The sequence below is a fragment of the Achromobacter sp. Marseille-Q4954 genome, from assembly GCF_943737025.1.
Taxonomy (GTDB): domain Bacteria; phylum Pseudomonadota; class Gammaproteobacteria; order Burkholderiales; family Burkholderiaceae_B; genus Achromobacter; species Achromobacter bronchisepticus_A.
On record NZ_CALSFQ010000001.1, the window covers coordinates 1,775,086 to 1,788,176 of the forward strand.

Genomic DNA, 13,091 nt, shown 5'->3' on the forward strand with positions numbered 1-13,091 from the left:
ATGCCTTTCCAATCCTGGCCAGCCGCATGAAAGCCCTCGCCAAACGCTGTTGCGCAGCGCTTTGCAGCGTCTCGCTGCTGCTTCTGGCCGCTTGCGGCAAGCAGACGGATCTGCCGGGTGACGCCTATGTCTGGCAACGCGTCTGGACGCCGCCCGTCAGCCAGGCGCTGGCCGAGAGCGCCGACGTGGTGCGGGCATGGCGCGTGCTGATGGCGGAAATGAACCCGGATGGCAGATGGTTCACTGCTGCGCCCGATCTGGCCGCACTGGCTGCGGCCAGGCGTCCCGTCGTCATGGTTTTCCGCCTGGACGGCCGCGCCGATGCGCTGCCGGCGGCGGACGTGCTTGCGCGGATCAGGGCCGCGCGTCCCGCATGGGAAAGCGCGGGCATCGTCTTGGCCGGCATCGAAATCGATTACGACTGCGCCACCTCCAAATTGCCTGCCTACGCGGCTTTTCTGGAGACCTTGAAGCATGGCCTGGGACCGGACCTGCCTTTGTCGATAACCGCGCTGCCGACCTGGCTTGGCGGGTCCGGGCTCGACGCGCTGCTACGGATTCCCGATGAAGCCGTGTTGCAAGTCCACGCCGTGCTGAGTCCCGAACAGGGGCTGTTCAATGCCAAGCGCGCAAGCGCCTGGCTGGCGGCTTTCGCGGATCGCACCCGGCGGCCGTGGCGCGTGGCGCTGGCCACCTATGGCAGCCGCGTAAGCTGGAACGACGACGGCAGCATCGCGGCGGTCGAAAGCGAGCGCCCCGCCCTGCTGCCAGGCGGCCGCGCCAGCGAACTGGTGGCCACGCCGGCGGCCATGGCGGCCTTCATCGATGAGATCCACCGCTCCCGTCCGCGCGGATTGGCGGGGATCGTCTGGTTCCGCCTGCCCACCGCGCGCGACGAACGCGCCTGGAGCCTGGCCACCTGGCGCGCCGTGATGACGCGCCAGCCCCTGGCGCCGGCGCTGTCCGTCACGGCGCGCGCGGCCGGCGGCAGCGGCGCGCAGGACCTGATACTTGCCAACAGCGGCAACGCCGACGCGGCCCTACCCTTCGTGATCCGCTGGGAAGGCGCTTGCCGCGCGGCCGACGGCATCAATGGCTACACCCTCGAACATGATTCCGGCGGCGCCTTCCTGCGCCGCTCCCAGAATGGCCTGCTGCATGCAGGCGGCCAACGCAACATAGGCTGGATACGCTGTGAAAACGGGCCCACGAGCTTCCATGTACAACCGTAAATCGCTTGCGGCGCTGCTGCTTCTGATGGGCGGCGGCATCGTCATCGCCTGCGGGCCGGAGTTTCCCGCCCAACTGCTCGACGACCGCGCGGCCACGCTGCGCGCGACGCCGGCCAACGCTTTCGGCTATGAAACCGCGCGCCTGGTGGACGCCAGCGATGCGCTGCGGGCCCGCGAAGCCTATGAATTGCCGGACGGCAGCTACCAGCAGAACGCCCTGCCGGAAGACCGCGATCCCGCGCTCACGCCGGCGCAGCGGGCCAGCGCCCGCGCCATGCGCGCGCAGGCCGACGGCGACCGGGCCTATGCGCTGGGCGCCGATTTGCCGGCAGCGGTACGTCTTTACACCGCAGCCGCGGTTGACACGCATGCCGCCCGCGAAGCGCCGGATACCCACCGCCTGCTGGAGCAGGCGCGCGCCCGCTACCGCGCCATCCTCCAACTGCCGCCGCAGCAAGCGGCGGCGCGCAGCGTCTGGGCCGCCTATATGCTGGCGGAAATCGGGGACGAGGCAGAATCGGCCTCTGAAGACGCCGAGGCGCAGCGGCAGGCCGCGGCGCAAGCCTATGGCCGCGTGCGACAGCTGGCGCGCGACGGCGCGCCGGACCCGCTGGGCTTGGCCGTGGCCAGTTACGGCCAGGAGGCGCGCCTGTTCCTCGCCGGGCCGCAAGGACAATGCAGCTATATGGAGCTGGTCAACGCCGAGCCTTGCATGGACGCCATTCCCGCGGCCTCGCTGAAGCATGCGCTGCGCCTCTATGCCGAACAGGCCGCGCGCGACTCCGCGAGCGGCAATGCGTCGCTGCGCATGCTGGCCGAATGGGCCTTGGAAGATCCGGCGCGCACGCGCCGCCTGATCGACGATCCTGTCGCGCAGCGCCTGTTGGTGGCGTACGCGCTGGCCAGGGTCGGCGACATCGTGGATGGCAGGCCGGACAGCGCCAGCGATCCCTACGCCGCCTACGACACGACGGGCCAGGTGGGGTTGGCCGACGCGGCGCAAGGGCACGACGTCACGCCGAATCCGGCGCTGCAATCGCTGGTTGCGGCATTGGAAAGCCAGGATCTGAAGCAGGTGCCGGATGCCGACCGCGTGGCCGCGCTGGCCTACCGCATCGGCCGCTACGAGCTGGCGCAAACGCTGGCAGCGCGGCTGGACACGGCCTTGGCCTGGTGGGTGCGCGCCAAGCTGGCGCTGCGGCAAGGCGACACGTTGGCGGCAGCCCGGGCCTATGCGCAGGCGGCACGCGCGTTTCCGCGCGCCGACGGCAGCCTGGAAGCTGTCGGCGCGGCGCGCCTGCTGGGCGAGCAAGGCGTGTTGACGCTGTCGCGCGGCCAATACGTCGAGGCGCTGGATCAACTGCTGCACGCCACCGTGAAGGACGATCCGGCCAACCCGGCCGAGGGCTTCTGGCTGTCCACCCCGTACTGGAATGATGCGGCCTACGTCGCCGAGCGCGTGCTGACGACCGCCGAACTCAAAGCCTATGTGGACCGGCACGCGCCCGCCACATCGACGCCGGCGGGGTCCGCGCCGCGCGACCCGCAGAATTTCTACGACTGGACAAGACAACACCCCGTCACCGCCTCCGATCGCCTGCGCCTGCTGCTGGCGCGCCGGATGGTGCGCGAAGGTTCGATCGAGCAGGCGCTGCCCTACTTCCCGGCCGATTCGGACGCCCGCTACGCCACACTGGAAAACACCCACGGCAAGTTGGAAGTGCGGCTGCAGGAAACCCGCCGGCTCGCCGCGGAGTATGGCGCGGCCTTGCGCCGTGCCGGCAGCGCCTGGGGCCGCACCGCACGGGCACAAGCCTGGTACGAGGCTTCGCGGCTGGCGCGGCGCGACGGGATGGAAATCATGGGTTTCGAGCAGGAGCCGGATTTCGCAGTCTATGGCGGCAGCACGAGCTATGGCGCGGGGCGCAGCGCGGTCCCAGGCTGGAAGGCGTATGACGGCGATCCCGGCACGCCCGAGACGCCGGCGCTGCGGGCCGCGGCCGCGCTGCCGGGTCCGTTCGTCACCGAAGAGGAACGCCGCCGCTATGCCGCCAGCGAAGCGCAGCCCTACACCCGCTTCCACTACCGCGAGATCGCGGCCAATCATGCGCTGCGCGCGTCCGACGAGCTGCCGCGCCGCTCGCAGGCCTACGCCGCCGTGCTGTGCCAGGGCGCCCGCTACGTCATCGACGATTCCCCGGAACTGGCCGCCACGATCTACCGCCGCTATATAGAACACGGCGCACGGGTCCCGTTCAGCGGCTCTTTCGGCCGCGAATGCGCCGCGCCCGATTTCCAGGCGGCTGCCTGGTTCCATTACACGCAGGCTGGAAAATCGTGGGAACGCCTGCGCCGCGACCATCCCGGCCTGCTGCTGGCGGCCGCGTTGCTGGCCCTGGCCGGCGGCGCCGCTGCGATCCTGGCCTGGCGCTACACCGCGGCGCGTACAGGGCGCCGCCGCCTCTAAGACAACTCAGGGAGCTCCACGCGCCGCGTCAGCTGATTCCAGGTGTCGGCCACCCGGGCGCGCACGCGCAGATCCGCGCCCACCGGGGCGGTCTCGATGAATTCATAGCGCCTGGCGCCGTCCAGGTGCTCCAGCATGGGCAGGCGGACCATGCCGGCGGCGTCGCCCAGCAGCACCGGCGCCAGGTACAGCAGCAACTCATCCACGCAACCCGCGGCGACCAGCGCGCCGCTCAGGCCTGCGCCGGCTTCCACGTGGACCTCGTTGAACTGTTCCTGGGCCAGCCAGCGCATCATTGCCGGCAGGTCGACCCGACCGGGCTCCTCGCCCGGCAGCAGCACCACGCGGGCGTTCCTGGCCTGCAGTCGCGCCGCCTTGGCGGCATCTACACGGGCCGTGAAGATGATGACCTCGGCGCCATCGAACAGCCGTGCGTCCTCGGGGATTTCAAAACGGCCGTCCACCACGGCCTTGCGCGGCTGGCGGGGTGTGTCCACGCCTCTGACATTGAGCTGCGGATCGTCTTTCAGCACGGTACCCATGCCGGTCAGCACCACGCAGGCGCGGGCGCGCCAGCGGTGTCCGTCGGCGCGGGCCTCGGGCCCGGTGATCCATTGCGAGACGCCGTTATGCAGCGCGCTGCGCCCGTCCAGCGAAGCGGCCATCTTCATCCACACCCACGGCAGGCCGCGGCTCATGCGCGAGATGAAACCCGCATTGATCGCCAGCGCCTCGCCACGGCAGACGCCAGTGGTCACCGCGATGCCGGCATCGCGCAGACGCGCCAGCCCCTGGCCGTTGACCAGCGGATTGGGATCGCCCAGGGCCACCACCACCCGCGCCGGCCTGGCCGCGAGCACGGCGTCCACGCAGGGCGGCGTACGGCCGAAATGGCTGCAGGGTTCCAGGGTGACGTAAAGCGTGGCGCCTTCCACCGATTCGCCGCGCGCCTGGACGTCGCGCAAGGCGCAGACTTCCGCGTGCGGACCGCCCGGCGGCTGCGTGGCGCCTTCACCCAGCACGCGGCCGTCGCGCACGATCACGCAGCCAACCCGGGGGTTGGGCGCGGTGGTGTACATGACGGTCTGCGCCAGCGCCAGGGCGCGCCGCATCCAGAAAATGTCGTCGTTGTCGCTGGGAATCATCATGACCAGGATTGTATGTCCGCCGCCGGGCGGGCAGGCGGTTTGGCAGCGGCTCCACGGGGCATCGGCAACCAATGTCCGTTTTAGGCCGATGGCGGTCTTTCGCCGCGCTCGCCGCCGCACCGGATTGCAGTAAAAATAGCTGCACACCCCTACAATTTGCCCTCCAGGAGCGCGGCTCATGAAACAAGCACTGATCGTCATCGACGTACAAGACTCTTTCCGGCAACGTCCGTTTTGGGATGAAGCCGAGTATCCGGCGTTCGTGGAGCAGATCCAGTCCCTGATCGACGCGGCCCAGGCCCGCGACATTCCGGTGCTGCAGGTATTCCACACCAGCGTATCGAACGACCCTGCCAACCCCTTCTCGATGGCCTCCGGCCACGTCAAGACGCTCAAGGAACTGCGCATCGCCCCCACCGCCGTGTTCCACAAGACCGTGCATTCCTCGCTCTATGCCAAGGACGCGGACGGCGCCAGCCTGCAGGACTGGCTGGTGAAGCACGGCATCGAAGGCATCATCGTCAGCGGCATCCGTACTGAACAGTGCTGCGAAACCACTTCGCGCCATGCCAGCGACGCCGGCTACAAGGTGGTGTTCCCCACCGACGCCACCCTGACCTTCGCCATGCAGAGCCCGTCCGGCCAGCACTACACGCCGGCCGAGATCCGCGACCGGACCGAACTGGTGCTGCAAGGGCGTTTTGCCCGCATCGCGCGCGCGGCCGACGCGCTGGCGGCCTGACACTGGCGGGGGGCCGCATGGTTCCGGTGTATTTCGTGCTGACGCGGGGCGTGGTGCTGCTGGACGTGGCAGGCCCCGCGGAGGCCTTCCGCGTGGCCAACAAGCTGGTTCCGAGCGCCTTTGAACAGCATTTCTGCGGCCCGTCCCGGGAGGTCGAAAGCGGCCTGCCCGGCCTGCACCTGGCGCATATCCAGGCCCTGCCGGCCAGTCTGCCGCCCGAGGCCCTGGTCATCATTTCAGGCGTGGTGGGCAAACCCACGCGCCTGGACGACCCCGACTCGCGCGCCATCATCGACTGGCTGGCCGTCCGCCATCCCGCGGACGGCTTCACGCTGATGACGGTATGCGCCGGCGCCCTGTTCGCCGCCGCCGCCGGCCTGACGCGGCAGCGCGACTGCACCACCCACCACACCTGCCTGGAACAGCTGGCCAGCATCGACCCGAGCGCGCGGCTGCATGACAACCGCATCTTCGTCGAGGACGGCAAGCTGGTCAGCAGCGCCGGCATCACGGCCGGCATCGACCTGGCGCTGCACATGGTGTCGCGCCATTGCGGGCCGCGCGTGGCCAGCGAAACGGCGCGCGACATGGTGGTCTACCAGCGGCGCGCCGGCACGGATTCCACGCTGTCGCCCTGGCTGGACCATCGCAGCCACATGCATCCGGGCGTGCACCGGGTGCAGGACGCGGTCATCCGCGATCCGGCAGCGCCCTGGTCGGCCCAATCGCTGGCGGACCAGGCGCACACCAGCGCGCGCCATCTGACGCGGCTGTTCCGCGAACACGCGGGCTGCACGCCGATGGACTACCTGTATCAGATACGCGTGGCGCTGGCGCGCGACCTGCTGCGCGATACCCGGCTGGACCTGGAGCGCGTGGCGGAAAAGTCGGGATTCGGCTCGGCGCAGCACATGCGCCGCGTGTGGCGCAAGTTCCAGCCGCTGACGCCCAGCCTGGCGCGTGCGGCTCCCACCATGCAATGACGGCGCCGCAGCGCCGTCATTTTCCAGCATCGGCTGAACCGCAGCCCTGCTAGTCCTTGCGCAGCTTGCCCGGCAACAGCGGCCCCTGCATCTCGCGGATGGCTTCGACGAATTCGCCGATGTCCTCGAAACTCTTGTAGACCGAAGCGAAGCGCACGTACGCGACCTTGTCGAGCTTGCGCAGTTCGTTCATGACGAGCTCACCGATGTGTTCGCTGGGCACTTCACGCAGTCCGCTGGCCAGCAACTGTTCTTCGATGCGCGCGACCGCGGCGTCCACATCTTCCGTGCTGACGGGGCGCTTGCGCAGCGCCAGGCTCAGGCTGGCGCGCAGCTTGCCGGGATCGTAGTCGCTGCGGCTGCCGTTGCGCTTGACGATGGAGGGCATGGCCAGCTCCACCCGCTCATAAGTGGTGAAGCGCTTGTCACAGGACAGGCAGCGACGGCGACGGCGTATGGCGTCGCCTTCTTCGGAGACCCGGCTGTCTACGACCTGCGTTTCGGCATTGCCGCAAAATGGACACCGCATGTGTGATCCCTAAAGGCACTGAGGGGGGGCAATATTTGAGCATATTGTAACGAGGCGTCCAGCCGCCAGCGCCAATACGGGCTAATCCGCCCCCGTATTTTTTACCAGGACGGCGCCGGCCGCCTGAAAACAAAGGGACGGCGCCTTGCGGGGCCGTCCCTGGTAGACCGCTGCGGCCGGGCCACAGCCCGCCGCAGGGATGCTCGCTTACTTCTTGCCGTAGACCGGCAGGCGCGAGGTCAGTTCGTTGACACGGGCACGCACGGCGGCGATGTTGGCTTCGTCGCGCGGGTTATCCAGCACGTCGGCGATCAGGTTGGCGGTCAGCTCGGCTTCCGCTTCGGTGAAGCCGCGCGTGGTCATGGCCGGCGTGCCCAGGCGGATGCCGCTGGTCACGAAGGGCTTTTCCGGATCGTTCGGGATGGCGTTCTTGTTGACCGTGATGTGGGCCTGGCCCAGCACGGCTTCCGCTTCCTTGCCCGTGATGCCCTTGGAGCGCAGGTCCACCAGCATGACGTGGCTTTCGGTGCGGCCGGAAACGATGCGCAGGCCGCGCTTGACCAGCGTGTCGGCCAGCACCTTGGCGTTCTTGACCACTTGCTGCGCGTAGTCCTTGAAGGCGGGCTCCAGCGCTTCCTTGAAAGCCACCGCCTTGCCGGCGATGACGTGCATCAGCGGACCGCCCTGGATGCCGGGGAAGATTGCCGAGTTGATGATCTTCTCGTGCTCGGCCTTCATCATGATGACGCCGCCGCGCGGGCCGCGCAGCGACTTGTGCGTGGTCGAGGTGACGAAGTCGGCGTGCGGCACCGGGTTGGGGTAGGCGCCGCCGGCGACCAGGCCGGCGTAGTGGGCGATGTCGACCATGAACAGCGCGCCGTTTTCACGGGCGATGCGGGCCATGCGCTCGAAGTCGATATGCAGGGCATAGGCGGAGGCGCCAGCCACGATCAGCTTGGGCTTGTGCTCCTTGGCCAGTTGCTCGACCTGGTCATAGTTCAGGACTTCGTTTTCGTCCAGGCCGTAGGAGATGAAGTTGTACAGCTTGCCCGAAGCGTTGACCGACGCGCCGTGCGTCAGGTGGCCGCCTTCGGCCAGGCTCATGCCCAGCACGGTATCGCCCGGCTTCAGGACGGCCATGTACACGCCCTGGTTGGCTTGCGAACCCGAGTTGGGCTGCACGTTGGCGGCTTCGGCGCCGAAGATCTGCTTCAGGCGGTCGATGGCCAGCTGCTCGACCACGTCCACGTATTCGCAACCGCCGTAGTAGCGCTTGCCCGGGTAGCCTTCGGCGTACTTGTTGGTGAGCTGCGTACCCTGGGCTTCCATGACGGCCGGGCTGGCGTAGTTCTCCGAGGCGATCAGCTCGATGTGCTGTTCCTGGCGGACGTCTTCCTTCTGGATGGCGGCCCAAACGTCCGGGTCAGCCTTGGACAAGGTGAGGTTGCGGTCAAACATGACGGGGGGTTCCTGAGGCGGTAAGAGAGGAGAAAACTGCGCCCGGGTGGGTAAACCCGGAGAATGACGGATAGTTTACCCCGTCGGGCAGGATCAAATGCGCCCAAAATGCAGGGAACCCGGGCAAAATTCCCGGCATGGGCGCGAAAACCACGCCATCCTCCGCGGCCGGAAAAGCCGCCTCAATCCGACTTGAGAAACTTTCATGCAAAGCGCCACACTCATAACCTACTCATTAGTAGCTGCGGTCAGCGTCGTCAGCCCCGGCCCGGCTACCATGCTGGCCATCCGCAACGGCGCGGCGGGCGGGCTGCGGGCCGTCCTTCCGTCCACCCTGGGCAACGTCACCGGACTGTTCCTGCTGTCGGCCGCCGCCATGCTGGGACTGGGCGTGGTGCTGCAATCGTCCGCCATGCTGTTCACACTGCTCAAGCTGGCTGGCGCGGCGTACCTGCTCTACCTCGGCCTGCGCCACCTGCTGGGCCGCTCGACCATCGCACCGCCCGCTGACGCCTCCGCGCCGGCGCCGCGCAGCGCCGGCCGGCTCTATTCGGAAGCCGCGCTCGTTGCCACGCTGAACCCCAAGCCCATCCTGTTCTTCACGGCGCTGTTCCCCCAGTTTCTTAACGCCGCCGAGCCGTTGCTGCCGCAGTTCTTCATCCTGACGGGCATCTTCACGGGCATGTCGCTGGTGTCGCTGCTGGCCTACGGCACCTTGGCTCACCGCGCCCGGCGCCTGCTGCGCCAGCCCCGCATCGTCACCTGGATCAACCGCCTGGTCGGCGCCATCTTCATCACTTTTGGATTGGCGCTGCTGCGGCTCAAGCGCGCAATGGGCTGAGGAAATAGAAAAAGGCCGCAGTCGCAAGACTGCGGCCTTTCGGCGGCGCGGCGGATCAGGCCGAGGTGGCGCCGATCTGCTTGGGAGCCAGTTTCGGATTGAGCGTATACGTGCCGGTCAGCGACGCCTGCGCCAGCACATGCTTCTGGATCGCGCGCAGCGCGTCCTCGCCGGTGAAGGAGCCCTGCAGGTTCAGCGTGGGCACATCCAGCGCATACAGGGTGAAGACGTAGCGGTGCGGGATGGCGTCGTTCCAGGGCGGGCACGGACCGTCATAGCCGAAGTAGTCGCCGCTCATGTCGTGGTCGTTGGCGAACCAGGACGAGTACGAGTTGATGCCCTGGCGCGCATCCATCGGCGCCAACGGGCCGCCCTTGCCGCGCGGCGTGATGCCGCTGGAGAAGGTGCCTTCCTCGATGTCGCGCAGATCGGCCGGCAGATCGACCAGCACCCAGTGGAAGAAGTCCACGCGGGGCAGGCTGGCCGGCACCTCGCGGCCTTCCTGGTTGACGTCGTCGGGCTCGGAGGGCACATCGGGGTCATGGCAGATCAAGGCAAACGACTGCGTGCCCGCCGGAACTTCGTCCCAGGAAAACTGCGGGTTGAAGTTGTCTGCCAGCGCGACGTGCGATTGCGCATCGATCCTGCCGAAGGCATAGCGTTCGGGAATCGACTCGTTATCGGAAAAGGACAAACTCGAAAGTTTCATGTCGTGCTCCTTGATGTGCCGCAAAGGCCCCACTGCCCCTGTCTGTACCCTCAGCGTATCAAAACTTCGCAATCATGGGTTCAAGTTAACACGCGCAAATTTGCGCTTGCCCACCTGAACGACGTAAGTCCCCGCCGGCAATTGCAACGATTTGTCTTCCACGCGATCGCCGTTGACGCGCACGCCGCCCTGCTCCACGTTGCGCTGCGCTTCCGAGCCGGAAGCCACCAGGCCGGCCTCGCGCAGCAGCTTGAGAATGCCCACCGGCGCGCCGCCAATGTTCACTTCGGGAATGTCGTCGGGGATGGCGCCGTCGCGGAACCGGGCTTCGAACGAAGCCAGCGCTTCGTCCGCGGCCTTGGCGGAATGGAAGCGCGCGATGATTTCCTGGGCCAGCATGACCTTGGCGTCGCGCGGATTGCGGCCGCCGTCGATCTCCTGCTTGAGCGCGGCGATGTCTTCCAGCGAGCGGAACGACAGCAGCTCGAAGTAGCGCCACATCAGCGTGTCGGAAATCGACATGAGCTTGCCGAACATCGAATCGGGCGACTCCGAAATGCCGATGTAGTTGCCCTTGGACTTGGACATCTTCTCTACGCCATCCGTCCCGACCAGCAGCGGCATCGTCAAGATGCACTGCGGCTCCTGGCCATACTCCTTCTGCAGATCGCGTCCAACCAGCAGGTTGAACTTCTGATCGGTGCCCCCCAGCTCCAGATCGGACTTCAGCGCCACCGAGTCGTAGCCCTGCATCAGCGGATACAGGAATTCATGCACCGAGATCGGGATGCCGCCGTTGAAGCGCTTGGTGAAATCCTCGCGCTCCATCATGCGCGCGACCGTGTAGCGCGACGCGAGCTGGATCATGCCGCGCGCGCCCAGCGGATCGCACCATTCGGAGTTGTAGCGGATCTCGGTGCGGGCCGGATCCAGCACCAGGCTGGCTTGCGCGTAGTAGGTCTTGGCGTTGGCCTCGATCTGCTCGCGCGTGAGCGGCGGGCGGGTGTTGTTGCGGCCGCTGGGATCGCCGATGGTGGAGGTGAAGTCGCCGATCAGGAAGATGACGTTGTGGCCCATGTCCTGCAGCTGGCGCATCTTGTTCAGCACCACCGTGTGGCCCAGGTGGATGTCCGGCGCGGTCGGATCCAGCCCCAATTTGATGCGCAGGGGCACGCCCGTGGCGCGGCTCCTGGCAAGCTTGCGGGCGAATTCGGACTCGACCAGCAACTCATCGCAGCCGCGCTTCGCTATACGCAGATCTGCTTCGACTTCGGGGGTAATCGGGGCTTCTGAGGGTGACATGGCAGGGGGACCAACTCGGCTTCAGCCGATAAAAAGGTGTAAAAAGTGACGAAAACTATCGAAAATTCTAGCCGAATCAGCTAGGATACCGCCCTAATCATACGCAATTGCCATATATACGCAGTTGTGGTCCGGTTTACACCCCGCTGTTCACAAGATGCGCCCCGCGCCAGCCCTTGCCCCGAAATGTGCGCGCGAGGGCCGTTCGTGTCACGCACCCTGCGAGCTCAAGCCACCTGAGAGGGTATCTTCACGATGAATCGTGGCCTCCACGAACTGGCGAGTAGCATCAAACGCAAAGTTGCTGCCGTGTTTGCGCCCGTCAAGCCCAAGCCTCAGCGCTCGGGACTTTTCCGCCGCACGCTTCTCGTCACCGCAATTGGTCTCTTCGCTGGCGCCGCCGCCCTGGGCATGGTGCAGCAACCCGACCGCACCGAACTCCCCCCTTCGCGCATCATCAGCAGCGTCCTGCCGCTAAGCGCCGAGCAAGTCGAAGTCAGCACCCCCAGCGCCGCCCCCTACATCAGCGAAACCCGGATCCGTGCCGGCGACACGCTGGCCGCCGTGCTGCAACGCCTGGAACTCGACGCGCCCAGCCTGCAGACCTTCCTGACGCACGAAGCCAGCGCCCGCAGCATCTACAAGCTGTACCCCGGCCGCTCCGTGCAGGCCGCGACGGACGAAGCCGGCAACCTGATCTGGCTGCGTTACATCCACACCCCTGGCAACGAGACGGATGGCCAGGTCGTGACGCGCATGCTGCACGTCGCGCCCGCGGGCGACAGCTACAAGGCCGAGGAAATCACCGAAAGCACCGAACGCCAGACCCGCGTCGCCGTGGGCACGATCCGTTCGTCGCTGTTCGGCGCCACCGACGCTGCCGGCATCCCGGACTCGGTCACCATGCAGATGGCCGACATCCTCAGCGCCAAGATCGACTTCCTGCGCGACCTGCGCCAGGGCGATAAATTCCGCGTGGTCTACGAAGTGCGTTCGCACGACGGCCGCTACGCGGGCGCCGGCCGCGTGCTGGCGCTGGAATTCATCAACGGCGACAAGACCTACAACGCCGTCTGGTTCAGCCCCGACGAAAAGAGCGGTTCGTACTACGACTTCGACGGCACCAGCCTGCGCGGCGCGTTCCTGCGCACCGCCCTGAAGTTCAGCCGCATCAGCTCCACCTTCGGCATGCGCATGCACCCCATCCACAAGACCTGGACGGGACACAAGGGCGTGGACTACGCGGCGCCTTCGGGCACGCCGATCCATTCCACCGCCGACGGCACCGTGGAATTCTCCGGCTGGCAGAACGGCTACGGCAACGTCGTCATCGTCAAGCACCACGGCAAGTATTCGACGCTGTACGCCCACCAGAGCCGCATCGCCGAAGGCATCACCAAGGGTTCGAAGATCTCGCAGGGCCAGTTGCTGGGCTATGTCGGCGCCACCGGCTGGGCCACCGGCCCGCACCTGCACTACGAATTCCGCGTGGACAACCAGCCGATCGATCCGCTGTCGGTGGACCTGCCGGTCGCCCGCAGCCTGGAACCCGCCGAAGTCCGCGCCTTCAATCAGGCCGTGGGACCGTACAAGGCGCAGATCCAGCTGCTGACCGAGTTCCAACAGACTCTGCCCGACGCGCTGACCAACGTGGCCAGCCGCTAAAGCCGGTCCAACGTC

The 13,091-nt window shown here is 67.0% G+C and carries 11 protein-coding genes; 6 read left to right on the forward strand and 5 right to left on the reverse strand.

Going from position 1 to position 13,091, the window contains the following annotated elements; genetic code table 11:
* Window positions 1-26 precede the first annotated feature (26 nt).
* Both NGK62_RS08310 and NGK62_RS08315 read left to right on the forward strand, forming a co-directional pair.
* Entirely contained in the window at window positions 27-1,232 is a 1,206-nt protein-coding gene (locus NGK62_RS08310) for a DUF3142 domain-containing protein (RefSeq protein WP_251877991.1), read from the forward strand.
* A complete protein-coding gene (locus tag NGK62_RS08315) occupies window positions 1,219-3,699 on the forward strand; it encodes a hypothetical protein (protein ID WP_251877993.1) in 2,481 nt (826 codons plus the stop codon). The genes NGK62_RS08310 and NGK62_RS08315 overlap by 14 nt, the downstream gene beginning before the upstream one ends.
* On the opposite strand, the gene ribD is transcribed toward NGK62_RS08315, so the two are convergent.
* Window positions 3,696-4,847 carry a bifunctional diaminohydroxyphosphoribosylaminopyrimidine deaminase/5-amino-6-(5-phosphoribosylamino)uracil reductase RibD gene (gene ribD / locus NGK62_RS08320; RefSeq protein WP_353506916.1) on the reverse strand — a complete coding sequence of 384 codons (1,152 nt, stop codon included), beginning with the start codon at window positions 4,845-4,847 and terminating at the stop codon, window positions 3,696-3,698. The two genes, NGK62_RS08315 and ribD, sit on opposite strands and share 4 nt — an antisense overlap.
* Window positions 4,848-5,025: 178 nt before the next feature.
* Between ribD and NGK62_RS08325 the strand changes: the two genes are divergently transcribed.
* Both NGK62_RS08325 and NGK62_RS08330 read left to right on the forward strand, forming a co-directional pair.
* Entirely contained in the window at window positions 5,026-5,589 is a 564-nt protein-coding gene (locus NGK62_RS08325; protein ID WP_118932557.1) for a cysteine hydrolase family protein, read from the forward strand.
* A 17-nt stretch (window positions 5,590-5,606) separates the two neighbouring features.
* A complete protein-coding gene (locus NGK62_RS08330) occupies window positions 5,607-6,572 on the forward strand; it encodes a GlxA family transcriptional regulator (protein WP_251877995.1) in 966 nt (321 codons plus the stop codon).
* 49 nt (window positions 6,573-6,621) lie between these two features.
* Here NGK62_RS08330 and nrdR read toward each other — a convergent pair whose 3' ends face one another.
* Window positions 6,622-7,101, reverse strand: coding sequence for a transcriptional regulator NrdR (gene nrdR, locus NGK62_RS08335; RefSeq protein WP_013391422.1), 480 nt, complete (start codon window positions 7,099-7,101; stop codon window positions 6,622-6,624).
* A gap of 207 nt (window positions 7,102-7,308) precedes the next feature.
* Window positions 7,309-8,559, reverse strand: coding sequence for a serine hydroxymethyltransferase (glyA, locus tag NGK62_RS08340; RefSeq protein ID WP_059372890.1), 1,251 nt, complete (start codon window positions 8,557-8,559; stop codon window positions 7,309-7,311).
* 205 nt (window positions 8,560-8,764) lie between these two features.
* On the opposite strand from glyA, the gene NGK62_RS08345 reads away from it, so the two are divergent.
* Window positions 8,765-9,400 (forward strand): LysE family translocator, encoded by a 636-nt coding sequence (locus tag NGK62_RS08345; protein ID WP_118932555.1) that lies wholly within the window; start codon window positions 8,765-8,767, stop codon window positions 9,398-9,400.
* A 55-nt stretch (window positions 9,401-9,455) separates the two neighbouring features.
* On the opposite strand, the gene NGK62_RS08350 is transcribed toward NGK62_RS08345, so the two are convergent.
* Both NGK62_RS08350 and tyrS read right to left on the reverse strand, forming a co-directional pair.
* Window positions 9,456-10,109 (reverse strand): YbhB/YbcL family Raf kinase inhibitor-like protein, encoded by a 654-nt coding sequence (locus NGK62_RS08350; RefSeq protein WP_059372885.1) that lies wholly within the window; start codon window positions 10,107-10,109, stop codon window positions 9,456-9,458.
* 72 nt (window positions 10,110-10,181) lie between these two features.
* Window positions 10,182-11,411 carry a tyrosine--tRNA ligase gene (gene tyrS, locus NGK62_RS08355; RefSeq protein ID WP_251877997.1) on the reverse strand — a complete coding sequence of 410 codons (1,230 nt, stop codon included), beginning with the start codon at window positions 11,409-11,411 and terminating at the stop codon, window positions 10,182-10,184.
* Between the two features lie 255 nt (window positions 11,412-11,666).
* Between tyrS and NGK62_RS08360 the strand changes: the two genes are divergently transcribed.
* On the forward strand, window positions 11,667-13,076 hold the full coding sequence (locus NGK62_RS08360) for a M23 family metallopeptidase (protein WP_059372880.1): 1,410 nt from the start codon (window positions 11,667-11,669) through the stop codon (window positions 13,074-13,076).
* Window positions 13,077-13,091 lie beyond the last annotated feature (15 nt).